We start from the raw sequence: 19,025 nt of genomic DNA on the forward strand, positions 1-19,025 counted from the left end.
CATGACCGAACCTGCTTACACCGCCCAGGAGATCGCCGATTTCCTGCAGAACCATCCGGAGTTCTTCGATCAGCACGCCGAGGTCTTCGCCGCACTGCATGTGCCGCACCCCCACGCCAGCCGGGCCATTTCGTTGGGCGAGCGACAAGTCCTGACCTTGCGCGAACGCAATCGCGCGCTCGAATGGCAGCTCAATGAGCTCATCAATCAGGCGAATTCGAACGAGACCATCGGCGACCATGTGTCCAAATGGTGTGCGCGGCTGCTGGGGGAAAGCGATCCTCAGCGTCTGCCGGGCGAGATCGCCCTGGGCCTGGCGGAACAGTTCGAGTTGAACCATGTGGGCCTGCGGCTGTGGAATCTGCCCGGTCAGCCCGCCACCGGTTATGGCGCAGCGGTGTCGCAGGATGTGCGCGACTTTACCGATAGTCTGAAAACGCCTTACTGCGGCAACGAGACCTCGTTCGAAGCCGTCAGCTGGCTCGACGCCAAACCGCAGTCCCTGGCCCTCATCCCATTGCGGCTGGAGGTCGATGGGCCTAGCGTCGGCCTGCTGGTACTGGGCTCTGACGACCCCACGCGCTTCAATCCGGAAATGGGCACCGTGTTTCTCGAAGCCATCGGCCGTCTCGCTTCGGCGGCGCTGCGCCGCCTGATGGTTCCTGCGGTCTGAATCTGCCGCGCACATGGTCGAGCCGGCATCCGCCCCCGATACGACGCTGTCCGGGTCGCTGAAGGACTGGCTGGAGCATCTGCGCGCGCATAAACGTTATTCGCCGCGTACGTTGGACGCCTACCGGCGCGATCTGCGCCAACTGAACTCCCTTGTCCAGTCCGCGAATCTGACGCTCGAGACGCTAGGGCACACCCATGTCCGGCAATTCGTGGCCAAGCTGCACGCGCAAGGCGCCGGGCCGCGCACCCTGGCTCGCACCTTGGCCGCCTGGCGCGGCTTTTATCAATGGTGGGCGCCGATTGTCGGCCTGACCGCGAACCCGGTTGCCGGGGTACGCGCGCCGAAAGCGCCTCGCGGCCTGCCTAAAGCGTTGTCCGTGGAGCAAACGCAGGCCCTCTTAGACTACGCCCCGGCGCGCCTGACCAATGACCCCGCTGGGTTGCGCGACATCGCCATGTTCGAGTTGTTGTATTCGAGCGGATTGCGCTTATCCGAGCTGACCGGTCTGGACCTGCAATACACCCGCTCGACAGACTACGAGTCGATGGGCTGGATCCATTTCGACGAAGCCGAAGTCATCGTGCTGGGCAAAGGCGGCAAACGCCGCACGGTGCCGGTGGGCCAGGCCGCCCTGCTCGCCGTGCGTAGCTGGATGGAAGTCCGCGCGCAACTCTGCGCTGCCCACGCCACGGTGAGCGATCGGTATGCGCTATTCATCGGCAAGCAAGGACGACGCATCAACCCCCGCGTCGTACGCGCGCAGTTGGCGCAGCTGGCCCAGGCCGCGGGCCTGCCTACCCACGTGCATCCCCACGTGCTGCGCCACAGTTTCGCCAGCCACGTGCTGCAATCGGCCCAAGACCTGCGCGCCGTGCAGGAAATGCTGGGTCATGCCAACATTTCCACGACGCAGATCTATACACGACTGGATTTCCAGCACCTGGCGCAGGTCTACGACCAAGCACACCCGCGAGCCGGTCGTAAGTCCTAGCTTTAGTACATGACTCGCGCGCCCAGCAAGACACTGCGGCCCGCGAGCGGCGCGCTGGTGGCGAGAAACGAGGCATGGTTATACGCCAGCCGGTCTAACAGATTGGTGCCGCGCAGATACACCTCGTACCCTACGTCGGAATCCCACCGTCCGCGATAGCTCACCATGGCATTGAGCATCTCATACCCCGCAGTACTGGATTCATCATCCGCGTTTTGGCTCTGGCGAAACACGTGGGCGTATTCCACCCCCGCCGCCCACGCCTGCCATTTGGCGTTGACCCGCACCCCGAGCCGCGCCGCCGGGATGCGCGGCAGGTTGCCATCACCAGAGCTGAGTTTTCCCCGCACGTAGTCGCCGTATACGCCGGCGGACCACACGCTGGTGAATTGATGATTGACCTCGCCCTCGATCCCGGTGAACTCCGCATCATGCTGCGCATACTCGATCAGGCGGAAATCCTCGAACCGGTCCAGCGTGCGGGCGTAGATGTAGTCATGGATCCGGTTATGGAATGCACTGACGCTGAAGGTCGTGTCGCCTTCATGCTTGCGCAAGGTCAGATCGATATTGTGCGAGGTCTCTTTTCCCAAGGAAGCATTGCCAATCTCATACGTGTTGGTCGCCAGATGCACGCCGTCGGCATACAGCTCCTGCGCCGTGGGCAAGCGCTGCGAGCGAGCCAGGGACAGCGCAATGGAGTAGGCGGGCGCGAAGTCCCAGATCGCTGCCGCCGACAAAGACGTGCCTGATTGATGAGTGCTCGCGTTACCGCCTTCCGGAGAGATGCGTTGCCAATCATGGCGCGCGCCCAATTCGAATCGCCAGTCGCGCCACCGATATTCTTCGAGCACAAACAGACCGGTGGCCCGCGTATCACTGCGCGGCAAGAAGGCTTCCTCACCGTCGGCGCGAAAGTTGCTGAACGAATTCTGCAGCCCGATCACGCCGTGCCATCCGTATAGCGGCTTATGAACCAATTCCAGGCGGGCGTCGTACCCTCGGTTCTTGAACGTCGTGGCGACTTCACCATGTTCTATTTCCTGGTGCTGATAGTCGGTCAGCCCACCCCGAAACCGGATCTCCTCGACGCCCGCGAACGGATCGGTGTAACCCGCGCGGACATCGACGCGCTGACTGCGCAATTTGACGTAGGGAGCTTGATCATCGCCATGTTCGTGCTCATGCCCATGGTCATGCTCCTCGTCGTGATCATGATGCCCCCCGCAATGCAAATGCGAGCCGTGCGGATGGCAATCCTCGTACTCGTGGCTATGACCGGGCAGCCCATACTTGCTGTCCAGATAGGTAAAGGCCGCGCCCACGTAACCTCGCGGCGTCACCCATGACAAGCCCAGACTGCCCTGCGAGGATTCGCTATACGAGCCCGCCAGAGTTTTGCTGCTCCAGTCCGGCACACGATAGTCGTCGGTGCGTCGCCTCAAACCTTCGACCCGCACCGCCAGTTCGCCGGCGCCGGCGGTGATACCCACCGTGCCAGAGCGCTCGCCCGTGCCAGTCGCGCCACGTATTTCGGCGTCGGCCTCGATGCCGCGCTCCGGGATGGCTGTGGGAATGCGACGGTCGAGCACGTTTACCACCCCGCCTATGGCCCCGCCCCCAAATAAAAGCGTCGATGGCCCTCGCAACACTTCGATGCGATCCGCCAGCAGCGGTTCAATCGTGATCGCGTGGTCTGGCGATATGGCCGAGGCGTCCATCAGATCCGATCCGTCCGAAACCACTTTGACGCGCGGCGCCGTCTGGCCCCGGATCACCGGACGGCTGGCGCCGCCGCCAAAGGTATCCGCATGCACGCCGGGCAGACCGTTCAAGGTGTCGCCCAACGTTCCTTGGCGACGGATAAGGAGTTGTTGCCCGTCCAACACCAGCGCGGGCAGCGCCATGAGGTCACTGGTCAAGCCCAGCGGGTTGGCGGCCACCCGGATCGGGCTCAGGGTTGCTGCGGATTCGGCATCAGGACGTTCGCCGGTCTCGGCGAACGATGGGGCGGTGTGCCCGAGCATGCAGGACAGGACAAGGCACAGAGCGGATGGCGTCGGGTTCATCGTCTTGTTAATGTAATGTTATATCGTTTCAAAGAATGGGAATGATATAACATTTCAATTGCAGGATGCATTCCAAATTGGCGTAGGCTTAGCGTCCGCCTTTGCTCCCGAGAACGCCGTTTTCTGATACCTTCGCAGCATTGCCTGACCGCCGCTTTTTGGCTGCCCCCCGTTTCAATGCACACTTCGTCGCGTACACCCCGTCCGAATTCCGTGGACGAACAACTCACCATCGCCGATTCGCTTTGCGAAGAGCGCGGCCGCAGGCTCACGCCTATCCGTCGCAAGGTGCTGGAGTTGTTGCTACGCCATGGCCGCAGCCTGAAGGCCTATGAACTGCTGGACGCGATGCGGGCTGAACATCCTGGCGCGGCGCCTCCCACCGTCTATCGGGCGCTCGATTTTCTGGTGGACGAAGGTCTGATCCACCGCCTCGATGCCGTCAACGCCTGGACCGCCTGCCACGACGCCGGGGGCGAGCCCCACGATCTGCTGGTGGTGTGTACCGGCTGTGGCGCGGTGGCCGAGGTCAGCGACCCGGCGATGAGCCGGCAACTGGCCGAGCGCGTGGCGCGTACCGGATTCGCCCTGGCCACGCATGAGATGGAAATCCGTGCGCTCTGCCCGCAATGTCAGAAAAAATCCTCTGCTCACGCAACCGAGGGCTCCTCGCACCCGCATGAGCACTAGCGCCAGCCCGTATGCCCGCCAACGCGCGCCGAGTCCGGGATTCATCCCTGGGCTTGAAAATTGCTTGAAAGCCTCCATATAGTTGCTCCACGCGGTCCACGGCCTAGAGTTGCATTGCGTAACGCTAGAAAGATTCAGGGGTTGTCCCGAGTTTGCCCCCCTGGGCCGACTGTGCTGTAATCCTGCGTCCGGTCGCAACCCGCGACCGCCATCATTTCCGCCTCGGGCGCCTCCTGCGCCTGAAGCATTTAGCTTATCGCCTTGCCATGAATACCCAGCGCAGTTTGGACAAAATGGTTCCCGTCACCATCCTCACCGGCTTTCTCGGTGCGGGCAAGACCACCCTGCTCAAGCGCATCCTCACCGAATTCCACGGTCGACGCGTCGCCGTGATCGAAAACGAATTCGGACCGGAAAGCATCGACAACGATCTGCTGGTGCAAGATAGCGAAGAAGAAATCGTCGAGCTCAGCAATGGCTGCGTTTGCTGCACGGTCCGTGGCGACCTGATGCGCACGCTGGCCGATCTGCGCGCCAAGCGCCAGGCGGGCAAGCTGAATTTCGAACGCGTGATTCTGGAGACGACCGGCATGGCCAACCCCGGCCCGGTGTGCCAGACGTTCTTCATGGACGATGAAATCGCCGAATACTACCGCCTGGACGCGGTTGTCACGGTGGTTGACGCCAAGCATGGCATGGCGACGCTGGACGCCCAGAGCGAGGCGCAGAAACAAGTCGGCTTCGCCGATCGCATCCTGATTTCCAAGCGCGATCTGGTCAACGATGCCGATTACGAGGCCCTGCGCGCCCGTCTGGTGCGTATGAATCCGCGCGCGCCGATCACGCCCGTGAACTTTGGCGAAGTCGATCTGAAGTCCATCATCGACATCAGCGGCTTTAACCTGAATGCCATTCTCGACATCGACCCGGAATTCCTGGCCGATGAGCACCCCGACGCCGCGCACGATCATGATCACGACCATGGACATGGCCACGACCACGATCATGACCACGAAGGCGAATGCGGGGCGCATTGCCATCACGAACATCATCACCATCATCACAAGCACCACGACGACGAGATCGGCGCGTTCGTGTTCCGCTCGAACAAGCCGTTCGACCCCGCGCGCCTGGAAGAATTCCTGGGCGGCGTGGTGCAGGTCTACGGCCCTGATTTGATGCGTTACAAGGGCATCCTGTACATGAAAGGCCTGAACCGCCGCATGTTGTTCCAGGGCGTGCACATGATGATGGGCGCCGAACCCGGCAAACCGTGGACCGCAGCCGAGAAACCATCCACCAAGATGGTTTTCATCGGCCGCAAACTACCCCAGGAGATTTTTACCCGGGGTCTAGAGCAGTGCCTGGCGGGTTGACATCCCGTCCCGACGCGCGTGTCGCGCCAGGATCGATTCATAGTGGAGTGTTTTCATGGCTACCAAGGCAGCAACCAAACAATTAAACCAGTCGGCGAGCGATACGGCGATTGATCTGCCCAGCGAAGAAGAATTGCTGGCCATGCCCGAGTCTGAATATATGAATGATCGCCAGCTGGCTTTCTTCAAAGAGCGGCTCAAGCAACTCGAACAGGACATCCTGGCTAACGCTGGCGAGACCACGGAGCACCTGCGCGAAACGCAGTTCGTGCCCGACCCGGCCGATCGCGCCACCATCGAGGAAGAGCACGCGCTCGAGCTGCGCACGCGCGACCGCGAACGCAAGCTCTTGAAAAAGGTGCAACAATCGATTGCTCGCATCGATTCCGGCGAATACGGCTGGTGTGAAGAAACGGGCGAGCCCATCGGTATTCCTCGCCTGCTCGCGCGCCCCACCGCTACCCTGTCGCTGGAAGCGCAGGAGCGCCGCGAAATGCGTCAGAAACTCTACGGCGACTGATCCGTTCTGGATTGTTGGTCTTGCAGGGTCGTGGCGATCTCCGCCACGGCCCTTTTTCATGCGTGCGCGACGCTTGTCCGATAGCGTCCTCTTGAACCGGGACGGATAATGTTTTGCTCGCGCTCCACCTTGAAACCGTGAGAGGCGACCCCATATCATCCCTTCATAGGAAGGAACGCATGGAACAATTTCACGCCACTACCATCGTCTGCGTGCGTCGCGGCAACCGGGTCGCCCTCGGCGGCGATGGCCAAGTCACGCTGGGCAATATCGTCATCAAAGGCACCGCGCGCAAGATCCGTCGCCTGTATCACGACAGAATCCTGGCGGGTTTTGCCGGCGCCACGGCCGACGCCTTTACGCTGCAAGAGCGTTTCGAAGCCAAGCTGGAAAAACACCAGGGTCACCTGATGCGCGCCGCTGTCGAACTGACGCGCGACTGGCGCACGGATCGCGTGCTGCGCCGCCTGGAAGCCATGCTGATCGTGGCGGATGCCGAACACACGCTGGTGCTGACCGGCAATGGCGACGTGCTCGAGCCCGAGCATGGCCTGGCCGCCATCGGCTCCGGTGGCGCCTACGCGCAATCGGCAGCGCTCGCGCTGTTGCGCAATACCGAGCTCGCGCCCGAAGCCATCGTCAAACAGTCGCTGGAAATCGCCGGCGACCTGTGCATCTACACCAATCAGAATCACGTCATCGAAACGCTGGGCGAGTAACCGCCCTCTTCGGCCGACTGCAGAAGGATTTCGCTAATGTCCGCATCCTCCATGACCCCCGGAGAGATTGTCTCCGAGCTCGACAAATACATCATCGGCCAGCAGCGCGCCAAGCGCGCGGTCGCCGTGGCGCTGCGTAACCGCTGGCGCCGCCAGCAGGTGCCCGAGCCCCTGCGCCATGAGATTCACCCGAAAAATATTCTGATGATCGGGCCCACGGGCGTCGGTAAAACCGAAATCGCCCGCCGCTTGGCCAAACTGGCCAACGCGCCCTTCATCAAGATCGAAGCGACCAAGTTCACCGAAGTCGGCTACGTCGGCCGCGATGTAGACACCATCATTCGTGACCTGACCGAATACTCGATCAAGCAGACCCGCGAGCAGGAAATGCGCCGCGTGCGCACCCAGGCCGAAGACGCCGCCGAGGATCGCATTCTCGACGCCCTGGTGCCGCCGGCCCGCAATGCCTCGGGCGAACCCGAGCGCAACGATGACAGCAGCGCCCGTCAGACGTTCCGCAAGCGTCTGCGCGAAGGCAAGATCGACGATCTGGAGATCGAGATCGAAGTCTCCCAGGCCGTGCCGCAGATGGATGTCATGACGCCGCCCGGCATGGAAGAAATGGCCGAGCAGCTGCGCGGCATGTTCGCCGGCCTGGCGCGCGACAAGAAAAAGCCCAAGAAAATGAAGGTGAAAGAAGCCTTCAAGCTCATTGTCGAGGAAGAAGCCGCCAAGCGCATCAACGAAGACGATCTGCGCACGGCCGCCATCGCGAACGTCGAGCAGAACGGCATCGTTTTCCTGGACGAAATCGACAAGATCGCCGCCCGTCAGGAAAGCGGTGGCGCCGATGTGTCGCGTCAGGGCGTGCAGCGCGATCTGCTGCCGCTGGTTGAAGGCACCACGGTGAATACGCGCTACGGCATGGTTCGCACCGATCACATCCTGTTTATCGCCTCTGGCGCATTCCACCTGTCGCGTCCGTCGGATCTGATCCCAGAACTGCAGGGCCGTTTCCCGATCCGCGTGGAACTGGAATCGCTGTCGGCACAGGATTTCGTGCGCATTCTGTCCGATACGGACGCTTCGCTGATCAAGCAGTACTCGGCCTTGCTGGCGACCGAGGATGTGGAGCTCGAATTCACGACCGACGGCATCGAGCGCCTGGCCGAGCTGGCCTTTTCGGTCAACGAGCGCACCGAGAATATCGGCGCGCGCCGTCTGTACACGGTCATGGAAAAGCTCTTGGACGAGCTGTCGTTCGACGCTGCGTCCGCGGGCAGCAAGACGGTCAAGATCGACGCGGCGTACGTGGACGCGCAGCTGTCGGAGACGGCGGCGAGCCAGGATCTGGCGCGCTACGTCCTATAAACCCTCGGGCGCTACTTGCCGATTTCCAGCAAGATATATTGACCCGAACGCCGGGCGGCTGTGAACCTGACACGGTCGCCCGGCTCGATATCCACCAGCATGGCCGGCGTTGCCAGATACACCAGCGTCATCGCGGGCAATTCCAGCGCCGCGATCTCACCATGCTTGAGGGCCACTTTGCCAGCAGTCTTGTCCACGCGGCGTACCTCGCCACTGGCCGTGGCCGTCGCATCGCGAGCGCTGGACGTGGTGGCATTGCTGCTCGCCTTGCTTTCATCCGCCATGGCGGGCGCGCTTGATACCAATCCGGTTGCCCCGATCAGACTGGCCGCTGCGATTGTCTGCCTGGCCAGCTTTCCTATCCCTTTCATACAGCAACTCCTGATTCCTGCCGCCGGCTTCCCAAAGAGGAATTCCGGTTTGGCGTAATACGTACAGGATAACGCTTTCTGGCTTCCGGCTCGCGCGCACTACACTAGCGGGCATGTCAGCACCGCGAGAACACATACCTATGGGTAACCGACTATCCGTGATCGCCACCCGTACGGGCGACGACGGCACGACCGGGTTGGGCGATGGCAGCCGGGTGGCTAAAGACGAGCCGCGCATCGCCGCAATGGGCGATGTGGACGAGCTCAATACCGTCATCGGCCTGCTGCGCACCGAGCCACTACCCGCTAGCGTTCAAGCTGACTTGAATGCGATCCAGCACGACCTCTTCGACTTGGGCGCGGAACTGTGCATCCCCGGCCACACCGCGTTGGCGGATGCACGTATCGCGTTCCTCGATGAGCGACTGGCGCACTACAACGCCAGCCTGCCGCCTTTGCGCGAATTCATCCTGCCCGGTGGCAGCCGACAGGCCGCGCTGGCGCATCTGGCCCGCACGGTCGCCCGGCGGGCGGAACGCTCGGTGGTGAGCCTGGGGCGGCGCGACACCGTAAATCGATCGGTCCAGCAATACTTGAATCGCTTATCCGATCTGATGTTTGTCCTGGCGCGCGCGCTGAATCAGGCGCAAGACGTGCCGGATGTGTTCTGGACCAGCCCCCAATCGAGGGTCAAACCGGCAGGTTAATTCACACCCGCCGCGTGCGCCTGCTCATCCGCATGATAGGAAGACCGCACCATCGCACCCACGGCAGCGTGGGTGAAGCCCATGTCGTAGGCCTCGCGCTCGAACATCGCGAAGGTATCCGGATGCACGTAGCGCAGCACCGGCAGGTGATGCTCTGACGGCTGCAGATACTGGCCGATGGTAATCATGTCCACGCCATGCGCGCGCATATCGCGCATGACTTGCAAGATCTCTTCGTCCGTTTCGCCCAAGCCCAGCATCAGCCCGGACTTGGTCGGCACCTCGGGATGCAGCTGCTTGAATTCGGCCAGCAGCTTTAGCGAGTGCGCGTAGTCCGACCCCGGGCGCGCCTGCATGTACAAACGCGGCACGGTCTCCAGGTTGTGGTTCATCACATCGGGAGGCCCGGCGTTCAGAATCGCCAGCGCGCGCTCCAGACGGCCACGGAAATCGGGCACCAGGATCTCGATGCGCGTCGAGGGCGACAAGGCGCGGATACGCGAGATGCAGTCCACGAAATGCGCAGCACCCCCGTCGCGGAGATCATCACGGTCCACCGAGGTGATGACGACGTACGACAGCTTCATCGCGGCGATGGTGCGTGCCAGATTTTCGGGCTCGTTCGCGTCGAGCGGATCGGGGCGGCCATGGCCAACATCACAGAACGGGCAACGGCGCGTGCACTTGTCGCCCATGATCATGAAGGTCGCCGTGCCCTTGCCGAAACATTCGCCGATGTTGGGGCAAGAAGCTTCCTCGCAGACGGTATGCAGGTTGTGCTCGCGCAGGATACGTTTGATGTCGTAGAAACGCGAACCCGGCGCAGCGGCCCGGACACGGATCCATTCCGGCTTTTTCAGGCGTTCTGCGGGTACCACCTTGATCGGAATGCGGGCGGTCTTGGCTTGGGATTTTTGCTTTTGGGTGGCGTCGTAAGGCGCCGAAGCGGGCGCCGCCGCTGTCACATCGGTGGATCCAGCGGTAGGCTCAAGCGTAGACATACATTACCCTTCATCATGACCGACGCGCGGCGCGGCCAGGCGCGCGGGACGGGGAGAGAAAACCTGCATTTTAACGTGTCACACTTCCAACGGCTGTGCGGCCCGCGCGGCCAGCAGGGCCGCCAGGCGGCCGGCCAGGACCTCGCCCACCTCGGGCAGGTCACAGGAGGCGTCACAGGTGGCCATGTCCACGGTCACCAGACCCTCGTAGCCACAGGGATTAATGCCCCGAAACGGGGAAAGATCCATGTCCACATTCAGCGCCAGCCCATGATAGGCGCATCCATTCCGGATCTTGATGCCCAGGGCGGAAATTTTGGCCAATTGGCCCGCGTCTCCGTAGGGGACATAAACCCCGGGCGCGCCCGGCTGACGACACGCGTTGTCGATGCCGAAATGGCGCAAGGTGTCCAGGGCGGCATCTTCCAACAGGCGGACATAATCGCGCACGTACAAACCGGCACGGCGCAAATCAAACAAGGTATAGGCGACGACCTGACCCGGGCCGTGATACGTCACCTGCCCGCCCCGGTCACAGGGCACGACCGGAATCGCGCCGGGGTTGAGCAGGTGTTCCATTTTGCCGGCCTGCCCCAGCGTATACACCGGGGCATGCTCGCACAGCCAGATTTCATCGGCCGTCGTCGCATCGCGCGCCGCGGTAAAAGCACGCATGTCCTGCCAAGTAGTACCGTAATCGGCAGGACGGGGCAGCCATTTGATCATGTTGCTAACAAACCGCCGGCTTTTAGAGAACGATGGACACCATGTCGTGGCCATGCAGCGCGCGATACAGCGCGTCGAGCTGTTCACGCGAGGTCGCCCTCACGGTGAACGTCAAGCCGAGATAGTTGCCGCCCTTGCTCGGCCGCATCTCAACGGTCGCCGGATCGAATTCCGGATCGAACTGCAGCACGACCTCGGTGAGAATCTGGGCAAGTTCCGGATGATGTTTGCCCATCACCTTGATAGGAAAGTCCGAGGGATATTCGATCAGAGAGTCTTCGGGTGCAATCGTCTTCATAGCAATCTACCGTAGGCCAAAGGCGTTACCGGTTTATAACGCCGCAATACGGGCATCATACGCCGCCCGCAATTTGGCATAAATCGGACCCGGAACACCCGCGCCAATCGCGCGGCCATCCATTTCCACGATCGGCAGGACTTCTTTGCTCGCGGAGGTCAACAGGAGTTCATCGGCCTGCACAACCTCGTCCTGCGTAATGCGACGCGACTCGAACGGAATACCGATTTCCTCGGCGAGCTCGGCCATAAAGCCATAGCGCACGCCTTCCAGGATCAGGTTGTTCTTTGGCGGGGCCATCAGCTTGCCGCCCGACACGACCCAGATATTGCTCGACGAGCCCTCGGTGAGAAAACCATCGCGAAATTGCACGACTTCATCAACGCCCGCTTCGACGGCACGCTGCCGCGCCAGCACATTGCCTAGCAAGGAAGTGGATTTGATTTCGCAGTGCAACCAACGTTCATCGACGATGCTGATGGTGCGCATGCCGTGCTCGCGCACCTGGCTGCCGGGGCGTTTGAACTCGGTGGCCATACCGAATACGGTGGGCTCGATCGCGGTTTTCGGAAATGCATGGTCGCGCTTGTAAACACCTCGCGTGACCTGCAGATAGACCAGGCAATCGGAAAGCCCCGAGCGGCGGCTGAGTTCATCGACCAACGCTTCCCATTGCGCGCGCGACTTGGGCTGCGGGATGCTCAAGGCCTTCAGACTGCGGTCCAGGCGGTTCAGGTGTTCGGTCATACGAAACGGTTTGCCGTTGTAGACCGGCACGACCTCGTAAATACCGTCGCCAAAGATAAAGCCGCGATCCAGTACCGAGATTTTGGCCTCGTCCGCCCTGGTGAATTCACCGTTCAAATAGACCTGGCTTTCACCTGGCATGCCGGGGATCATGGGATAACTCCTGAGTAAGCTGTAGAGAGTGCTAGATAGCAATCAGGCACAGCACGGGTCGCGTTCTGAGCGCCTTTTCGCTGTGCCTGCGACGTGGGCAGACAGGCACCGCGGCAATGCGATGCGCGATGTCCCTGTCCGCCATTTCAAAATATCCTATTGGAACTGCCGTTTGACCAGATCGATCATACGGCCGAAGAAGCCAGCGCGCTCGACCGACTCCTGCACGACCAACGGCGCGGTGCGCAGGACCTTGGCGTCGAGCGTGACGTTCAAAGTGCCCACGTCCTGACCCTTGGCCAGCGGGGCGACCAGCGGGTCGGTGCGCTGCGCGACGGGTTTGATTTCGGCTGCCTTGCCACGCGGGACGGCTACCCAGATCGGCGCGGGCGGGCCCAGTTTCACGGTTTCGACGGCGCCTTCCCAGACGCGCGCTTCCAGGCCGGGCTGGCTTTGATCGTAAAGCTTCACCGAATCGAAATTCTGGAAGCTCCAGTTCAGCAGCTTCAGGCTTTCCTCGGCGCGGGTGGCCTCGCTATCAGCGCCCGCCAGGACGCTCAACACGCGTCGGTCACCGCGCATCGCGGTGGAGACGAGGCAATAACCGGCGGCATCGGTATGCCCGGTCTTCATGCCATCGACTGAAGGATCTGCCCACAACAAGCGATTGCGATTCGGTTGCGTGATCTTGTTATAGGAGAACTCTTTCTGCTTGTAGTAGTGGAAATAGTCGGGATGATCGTCGATCAAGGCCACGGCAAGCTTGGCCAGATCCCGCACGGTGGTTACGTGCTGGGGGTCGGGCAGACCGGTGGCGTTCTTGAAATGCGTCCTGGTCATCCCCAGGCGTTCGGCTTCCTGATTCATCAGCGTGGCGAACGATTCCTCGGTTCCGCCAACGGCCTCGGCCAGCGCGACCGAGGCGTCGTTACCCGATTGCACGATGACGCCCTGGATCAGTTCATTGACGGTCACGGGCTTGCGCGGCTCGATGAACATGCGCGAGCCTCCCGTGCGCCACGCCTGCTCGGACACGGGCACCTGCTGATCCAGCGTGATGCGCTTTTCCTTCAGGGCATTGAACACCACATAGGCCGTCATGATCTTGGTCAGCGACGCCGGCTCGATCTGCATATCGGCGTTGTTCGCGGCGAGCACCTGGCCGCTGTTGACGTCGATGGTGATCCACGCGCGGGCGGCGATGGTCGGCGCCGGCACCGATGAGAGTTCCGCCAGCTGCGGCAAGACGGCCGAGGCGGCCGTGCTGGTCGCGGCAGCGGGCGCCGCCGATTGCTGCTGCGCCCACACGGGCGTGGACGCCATTAATACAGCCGACAAAGCGCCAGCCAGTGCACGGCGGGAACACGCAGGGGAAAGCGAGAAGGAGCGAGTGAGTTTCATCAGCAAATAGGGTCCACAATCAAAAGCAGCCCATACGGGCGGGCCGGATACGGTTCACTGGACTGCTGGGGCAGCCCAGGCGGGTCGGCCAGCGCACGGCCTCGTAGAGAGCAGCATCATTATAGGCAGGCGATAAGACCGCGCGCGAACGCAAACGTTCCGCGTGGAGCAAATAGGAACGCCACACCCATCAATCCAGCGCAACCTTCAAACGCGCCTGAACGAGCGCGCGCAGCACCAGTAATTTGCCATGGAAGAAATGCGAAGCGCCGGGCACGACGACCACGGGCACATCACGCGGGCGTGCCCAGTCCAGCGTTTCAGACAGCGGCACGACTTCGTCTTGTTCGCCATGCACCATCAGCGTATCGGCGGGCACGGCGACCTCGCTGTCCTGAAAGCGTTGAACGGCCGCGCCCATCAACATCAGCGCCGACGGCAACGCGGTATCACCCGCGTCCGCCAGGCCGGCATAGGTGCGCGCGGCCACAGCGGTGCCAAACGAAAAGCCGGCCAGGGCCCACGCGGCGTTGGCCCACTCCGGATACTGTGCGCGGATCTGTTCGACCAGCGCGAGCATGTCTTCGGTTTCGCCCCGTGCGCGGTCGAATTCGCCTTCGGAGGCGCCCACACCGCGGAAATTGGGCCGAACGGCCACCAGGCCATGCTGCACGCAAGCGCGCGAGATCGTGGTCACGACCTTGTTATCGCGCGCGCCGCCTTGCAAGGGATGGGGATGCAGCACCAGTGCCCAGCCACGCGGCGTGTCCGCCGGCCAGTCGATGGCGCAATCAATACGACCGGCTTGGCCGGCAAAGCCTTGGATTTCGGTGCGAGCGGACATGAGCGTATGCAGTAAAAACAAGCAGCCTGCATGTTAACAACCCCGGACGACAACTGCCTCACGCCAGGTGGATCGGCTCGCGACGCGCCGCGCCCCCTCGCCGGCCCTGCGTGTCCTACAATCGCCGCCATGCTCATCGACACTCCTCCGTCTGGTCTGCCTGCACCCGAAACGCTGGCTCGCGAGCTGTCCGCGCGATTGGACGGCTTTGAAAGTATTGACTGGACCGTCTCGACCGGCTCGACCAATGCAGACCTGCTCGTGCGCGCCCGCCACAGTACCGGCCCGATGCTGCTGGGCGCGCACCATCAGGATGCGGGCCGCGGCCGCGCGGGACGACCCTGGCAATGTCGCGCGGGCGCGACTTTGATGTTCTCTTGCGCCTTGCCGGTGCGCCTGCCTTCGGTCCGGCTGCCAGCACTTTCGCCCCTGGCAGGATTGGCCGCCGCCGAGGCGCTGCGCCGCCTGGCGCGCCCCGCAGGAGAGGAGGCCGAGCCACACCAGCCAGACGCTCTGCGCGTCAAGTGGCCGAACGACTTGCAATGGCACGACGCCAAATTAGCCGGTATTCTGGTGGAATCGGCCCGCCACCCGACCCTGCCGCAGACGCCCACCATCGTTATCGGCATGGGTTTGAATATGTCGGACGCCGAGCGTCTGTCGCAGGTCCTGAGCCGTCCAATTGCCGACTGGCATACCGTCATCCAGCACACAGGCGCGCAAGCGGTGAGCGCGGCCGATCTTGTCTGTGCCGCGGTCTGTGCCTGGCGCGACGCCATAGACGAATTGGAAAGACATGGGTTCGGTCACTTCATCGAACGCTTCAGCCGCCTCGACGCCCTGGCGGGACGGGAAATCGACGTCATCGACCGGGGGACGGTGCTATATCGCGGCATCGCGGACGGTCTGGACGAGCATGGGCGGCTGATGGTGCAGACGGACGGGCGGCGCGTTCCCATCACCGTGGGAGAAATCTCCATTCGGCCGCGCCAGACGGAGCACACACCTTGATCCTGCTGATCGACTCCGGCAACAGCCGCCTGAAGGTCGGCTGGCTGACAGCCACCGAAGACGCCGCCACGCAGACAACCGCGAACGGGCAAACTGCTGGGCCGCTCATGCGTCGCGAGCCGGCCGCGGTCGCGTTCGACAATCTGAACCCGCACGCGCTGGGCGACTGGCTGGGCACGCTGCCCCAGACACCGCGTCTGGCGCTGGGGGTAAACGTCGCGGGTCCGGAACGCGCGCAAGGCATTCATGACGCCCTGGCCCGGCACGGATGTCCCGTGCGGTGGATCACCTCGCGCGAACAACTGCTTTATCTGAAAAACCGCTACACCGAGCCGACCCAACTGGGCGCGGACCGCCTGGTGGCGCTGCTGGGCGTGCGCAGTCGCCTGCCCAGCGCTCATCCGCCGTATGTGCTGGCGTCGTTCGGCACGGCGACCACGATCGATACGGTCGGCCCGGACGACAGCTTCATCGGGGGCCTGATTCTCCCCGGCCCGGTGCTGATGCGCAGCTCCCTGGCGCGAGGCACCGCGCATCTGCCGCTGGCCAATGGGCAGGTGACCGAGTTTCCGACCGACACGCATCAGGCGATTGCCTCCGGTATCGCCGCGGCGCAGGCCGGCGCTGTCCTGCGCCAGTGGCTGGCGGCCTGCCGTTACTACGGCCAAGCCGCCACGCTTTTCGTGGCCGGCGGCAGCTGGCCGGAGGTCGAGCAGGAAATGCAGCGTCTGCTAAAACAGACCGGCGGCTCGCCAAACACGCACCCCACGGCCTATTATCTGGATCGGCCCGTCCTGGACGGCTTGGCGTTGATCGCCGCGCAACCCGACCCCCTGTCTTTTTGAGCGCCTCATCATGCGTGTGCTATTTCTGTTGATTGTCGTGGCGAACGTGTGGCTATACGCGCTGGGTCAGGGCTGGGTGGCGCCGCGGCCGGAGGATGCGGGGCGGGACCGTGGCAGGGTCGGCCAGGAACTCAGCGCCGAACGCGTGACGCTGAAACGCTGACGCGGCGACAGCGGACACGGGGCCTTCAGCGCCCAGCGAGTTCCTTGAATAACGCGGCATACGAAGCGCCCAACGCGGGCCCCGAAAACATCCGCTCGTATCGCGCGCGAGCGCCATCGCCCAGCCGCGACGCCAGCGCACCGTCGCCGAGCAATGTATTCATGGCCCGCGCCAGGGCCTCCGGGTTTTCTGGCGGCACCAACAAACCGGTCTCGCCTTGGACGTTGATAAAAGACATCCCGGACCCGATCTCGCAGCAGATCAGGGGCCGGCCCCATCTCGACGCCTCGACCAGCACCATGCCGTAGGCTTCCGAGCGCAAATGCGAGGGTAGAACAAAAGCGTGGCAGCGCCGCATGAGCGCCGTTTTTTCGGCGTCCGAGACCTGACCGGCAAACCGCACATTGTCAGCGCCCAGGCGTATGCTCTGCAGGCGTAGAGCCGACTCCTCCGTCCCCGAACCGGCGATCACAATGGGTGCGTTGACACGGCGGGCGGCGGCCACCAGGGTATGCAGTCCCTTGTAATAGCGCAAGGCCCCCAAAAAGAGGAAAAATGGCTGTCCCTCGAGCAAGCCGAGCCGATCAAGCACGCCCGTCTCTTCGGGTTCCTCGGACTCGAGAATGCCCAGCGGAATGGTGCGCACCTTACCGCTCCAGTGCGGGTCGGACAGCACCGGGCTGCTGGCGGCGTAGTTGGGTGAGGTAGCCACGATGGTGTCGGCTGAAGACAGCGTGCGTCGCATCAGGGGCGCGTATACCCGGCCCAACCAACGCTGCCGCACGATGTCGGAGTGGTAAACCAGCACCCGAGGCGCACGCGGGCGCGCGACCAAATCCAGCAGGTCCGCGAAGGGCCAGGGAAAGTGATAGCAAACCACATCCGCCTGGCGCGCCGCTCGCGCAAAACGGCTAAATGCAACAGCGCCGCCCATATCGCAGGAAGCGGGCGCGGCCCAGGAGTGAGATCGGATCACCGTGCCTTCGGGCTGGCGCAGCTGCACCGGCCTGGCATTGGGCGAAAGCGCAAATATGGCGCTCTCTACGCCGTATTCCGATGTGGCAAGGCAGATCTGCCGGATCGCCTCGGCGACGCCGCCCGGAGGATCCGGGTAATAGCAGCGGTAGACGTGCAGAGCACGCAAAGGTCCGTTCACACGCGTTCTCCTCGCAGCGCCTGTCTTTCCAGCTGCGCCTCTTCGAAGACCTGCCAGGTCGAGCGCGCGGCCTGCTCCCACGAGTACCGGCTGGCAATGCAGCGCGCCCGGGAAGCCAAGCTCTGACGTAAGGCATCCTCTGCAAGAAGGCGCGCCAATCCATCGGCGATGGAAACCTCATCGAGGGGATCGACGAAAAAGCCGGCATCGGCGGCTACTTCGGGCATTGAAGAGAGATTCGACGTAAGGACCGGAACGCCGCAAGACATCGCTTCTATCAGCGGCAAGCCAAAGCCTTCATAGAGTGAAGGCATGGCCAGAAACTGTGCGTGAGCGTACAGGGTAGCCAGCTGCGCGTCATCAACATATCCTGGTAGGACAACATCGCGAGCCACGCCGAGTTGGCTGACAAGTTGCGCCACATCCACCCCGCCCCAGCCCTTGGCGCCGACCAACACGAATTGCGTGTTCTGCCGCAGCGACGCCGGCAGGCGCGCATAGGCCTTGAGTAAGCGATGCAGATTCTTGCGTGGTTCAAGCGTGCCCACGAAAAGAAAATAAGGCCTGACCACGCCTAACGGGGCGAGCGCACTGCGCTTTCCTGGTGCCGCCATCGGGGTGACCCCCAAAGGGATAACGCGCACCTTGCCGCGTGCCGAGGGGAACTCCTCCTCAATGGCTTGAGCCGTGCTATGCGATACGGCAATGATGCGGTCCGACAGGGCGATGGCCTGCGGCATCAAGCGGGCCTCCATCCAGCGACTGAGGGGCCGCATCGTTTCGCCCGCAAACTTCCACACCAGATCGTGGATGGTGACCACGCGAGCGATTCGTGCGGGCAGATACTGGGGCAGGCGGTGCGCTGGCCCCCAGAAGACATCTACCCCGTCCCTTGCCGCCTGCCATGGCAGAACGGTTTGCGACCATAGCATGCGGCCGGCTCGGCCGCTAATGGCGCCCGCCCTTACTCGAGTGTTCGCCGTGTCCCAGTCGCCCACCAAAGGCCGACTGGGCATGTACAGGCGGAACTCGGCCTCACGGGTAATCAGTTCACGCGACAGTTGCCACAAATAACGCCCGATCCCGGCGATGGGTTGGGACAGGAGTCTGGCATCAATCCCTACGCGCACGTCAGCCTCCCTCCATGGCGCGGTCGCCGTGTACGGCAGGCACGGGGGGACATACCTTCA

Annotated in this window: 21 protein-coding genes; 11 read left to right on the forward strand and 10 right to left on the reverse strand. The window is 62.8% G+C overall.

From position 1 onward, the window contains the following. The first annotated feature begins 1 nt into the window (after position 1). Complete coding sequence (locus GOQ28_RS10645) at positions 2-673, forward strand: DUF484 family protein (protein WP_160356413.1); 672 nt, start codon at positions 2-4, stop codon at positions 671-673. Between the two features lie 13 nt (positions 674-686). Further along, on the forward strand, positions 687-1,667 hold the full coding sequence (gene xerC, locus GOQ28_RS10650) for a tyrosine recombinase XerC (protein WP_160349862.1): 981 nt from the start codon (positions 687-689) through the stop codon (positions 1,665-1,667). Between the two features lie 2 nt (positions 1,668-1,669). Here xerC and GOQ28_RS10655 read toward each other — a convergent pair whose 3' ends face one another. Beyond that, positions 1,670-3,694, reverse strand: a complete 2,025-nt coding sequence (locus GOQ28_RS10655) for a TonB-dependent receptor domain-containing protein (RefSeq protein ID WP_236844303.1) — start codon at positions 3,692-3,694, stop codon at positions 1,670-1,672. 219 nt (positions 3,695-3,913) lie between these two features. Between GOQ28_RS10655 and GOQ28_RS10660 the strand changes: the two genes are divergently transcribed. From GOQ28_RS10660 to hslU, 5 genes are all read left to right on the forward strand, one after another. Next, on the forward strand, positions 3,914-4,426 hold the full coding sequence (locus GOQ28_RS10660; RefSeq protein ID WP_160349860.1) for a Fur family transcriptional regulator: 513 nt from the start codon (positions 3,914-3,916) through the stop codon (positions 4,424-4,426). Positions 4,427-4,692: 266 nt separating this feature from the next. Further along, complete coding sequence (locus GOQ28_RS10665; RefSeq protein WP_160349859.1) at positions 4,693-5,802, forward strand: CobW family GTP-binding protein; 1,110 nt, start codon at positions 4,693-4,695, stop codon at positions 5,800-5,802. Between the two features lie 55 nt (positions 5,803-5,857). Continuing rightward, a complete protein-coding gene (dksA, locus tag GOQ28_RS10670) occupies positions 5,858-6,322 on the forward strand; it encodes an RNA polymerase-binding protein DksA (RefSeq protein WP_160349858.1) in 465 nt (154 codons plus the stop codon). Between the two features lie 179 nt (positions 6,323-6,501). Beyond that, positions 6,502-7,041: an ATP-dependent protease subunit HslV gene (gene hslV, locus GOQ28_RS10675; protein ID WP_160356415.1), complete on the forward strand. Its 540-nt coding sequence runs from the start codon at positions 6,502-6,504 to the stop codon at positions 7,039-7,041. 36 nt (positions 7,042-7,077) lie between these two features. After that, positions 7,078-8,412 carry an ATP-dependent protease ATPase subunit HslU gene (gene hslU, locus GOQ28_RS10680; RefSeq protein WP_160349856.1) on the forward strand — a complete coding sequence of 445 codons (1,335 nt, stop codon included), beginning with the start codon at positions 7,078-7,080 and terminating at the stop codon, positions 8,410-8,412. Between the two features lie 11 nt (positions 8,413-8,423). Here the strand turns inward: hslU and GOQ28_RS10685 are convergent, their stop codons facing one another. Further along, positions 8,424-8,696 carry a copper-binding protein gene (locus tag GOQ28_RS10685; RefSeq protein WP_236844313.1) on the reverse strand — a complete coding sequence of 91 codons (273 nt, stop codon included), beginning with the start codon at positions 8,694-8,696 and terminating at the stop codon, positions 8,424-8,426. Positions 8,697-8,923: 227 nt separating this feature from the next. On the opposite strand from GOQ28_RS10685, the gene GOQ28_RS10690 reads away from it, so the two are divergent. Continuing rightward, the gene (locus GOQ28_RS10690) at positions 8,924-9,490 is read left to right on the forward strand and encodes a cob(I)yrinic acid a,c-diamide adenosyltransferase (RefSeq protein WP_160356417.1); all 567 of its coding nucleotides are present in this window, start codon (positions 8,924-8,926) and stop codon (positions 9,488-9,490) included. On the opposite strand, the gene lipA is transcribed toward GOQ28_RS10690, so the two are convergent. From lipA to GOQ28_RS10720, 6 genes are all read right to left on the reverse strand, one after another. Then, the gene (lipA, locus tag GOQ28_RS10695) at positions 9,487-10,491 is read right to left on the reverse strand and encodes a lipoyl synthase (protein ID WP_160356418.1); all 1,005 of its coding nucleotides are present in this window, start codon (positions 10,489-10,491) and stop codon (positions 9,487-9,489) included. The two genes, GOQ28_RS10690 and lipA, sit on opposite strands and share 4 nt — an antisense overlap. 78 nt (positions 10,492-10,569) lie before the next feature. Next, complete coding sequence (gene lipB / locus GOQ28_RS10700; protein WP_160356419.1) at positions 10,570-11,217, reverse strand: lipoyl(octanoyl) transferase LipB; 648 nt, start codon at positions 11,215-11,217, stop codon at positions 10,570-10,572. 22 nt (positions 11,218-11,239) lie between these two features. After that, the gene (locus tag GOQ28_RS10705) at positions 11,240-11,515 is read right to left on the reverse strand and encodes a DUF493 family protein (RefSeq protein WP_160349851.1); all 276 of its coding nucleotides are present in this window, start codon (positions 11,513-11,515) and stop codon (positions 11,240-11,242) included. A 33-nt stretch (positions 11,516-11,548) separates the two neighbouring features. After that, a complete protein-coding gene (locus GOQ28_RS10710; RefSeq protein WP_160349850.1) occupies positions 11,549-12,415 on the reverse strand; it encodes a D-amino acid aminotransferase in 867 nt (288 codons plus the stop codon). A 156-nt stretch (positions 12,416-12,571) separates the two neighbouring features. Further along, positions 12,572-13,816 carry a D-alanyl-D-alanine carboxypeptidase family protein gene (locus tag GOQ28_RS10715; protein ID WP_160356420.1) on the reverse strand — a complete coding sequence of 415 codons (1,245 nt, stop codon included), beginning with the start codon at positions 13,814-13,816 and terminating at the stop codon, positions 12,572-12,574. Between the two features lie 190 nt (positions 13,817-14,006). Next, positions 14,007-14,660, reverse strand: coding sequence for an alpha/beta hydrolase (locus GOQ28_RS10720; protein WP_160356421.1), 654 nt, complete (start codon positions 14,658-14,660; stop codon positions 14,007-14,009). Positions 14,661-14,789: 129 nt separating this feature from the next. Here GOQ28_RS10720 and GOQ28_RS10725 point away from each other — a divergent pair, with 129 nt between their 5' ends. Genes GOQ28_RS10725 through GOQ28_RS18530 form a run of 3 tightly spaced genes read left to right on the forward strand, consistent with a single transcriptional unit; the run spans position 14,790 to position 16,679 of the window. Continuing rightward, positions 14,790-15,671, forward strand: a complete 882-nt coding sequence (locus GOQ28_RS10725; RefSeq protein WP_160356422.1) for a biotin--[acetyl-CoA-carboxylase] ligase — start codon at positions 14,790-14,792, stop codon at positions 15,669-15,671. After that, positions 15,668-16,516 carry a type III pantothenate kinase gene (locus GOQ28_RS10730; protein WP_160356423.1) on the forward strand — a complete coding sequence of 283 codons (849 nt, stop codon included), beginning with the start codon at positions 15,668-15,670 and terminating at the stop codon, positions 16,514-16,516. The genes GOQ28_RS10725 and GOQ28_RS10730 overlap by 4 nt, the downstream gene beginning before the upstream one ends. Before the next feature lie 10 nt (positions 16,517-16,526). After that, the gene (locus GOQ28_RS18530) at positions 16,527-16,679 is read left to right on the forward strand and encodes a hypothetical protein (protein WP_202109691.1); all 153 of its coding nucleotides are present in this window, start codon (positions 16,527-16,529) and stop codon (positions 16,677-16,679) included. Positions 16,680-16,704: 25 nt separating this feature from the next. Here GOQ28_RS18530 and GOQ28_RS10735 read toward each other — a convergent pair whose 3' ends face one another. Then, on the reverse strand, positions 16,705-17,835 hold the full coding sequence (locus tag GOQ28_RS10735) for a glycosyltransferase (RefSeq protein ID WP_336603763.1): 1,131 nt from the start codon (positions 17,833-17,835) through the stop codon (positions 16,705-16,707). After that, positions 17,832-18,965, reverse strand: coding sequence for a glycosyltransferase (locus GOQ28_RS10740; RefSeq protein ID WP_160356424.1), 1,134 nt, complete (start codon positions 18,963-18,965; stop codon positions 17,832-17,834). Before GOQ28_RS10740 ends, GOQ28_RS10735 begins: the two co-directional genes overlap by 4 nt. Positions 18,966-19,025 lie beyond the last annotated feature (60 nt).

This window comes from Bordetella sp. 02P26C-1 (assembly GCF_009763255.1).
Classification (GTDB): domain Bacteria; phylum Pseudomonadota; class Gammaproteobacteria; order Burkholderiales; family Burkholderiaceae_B; genus Bordetella_A.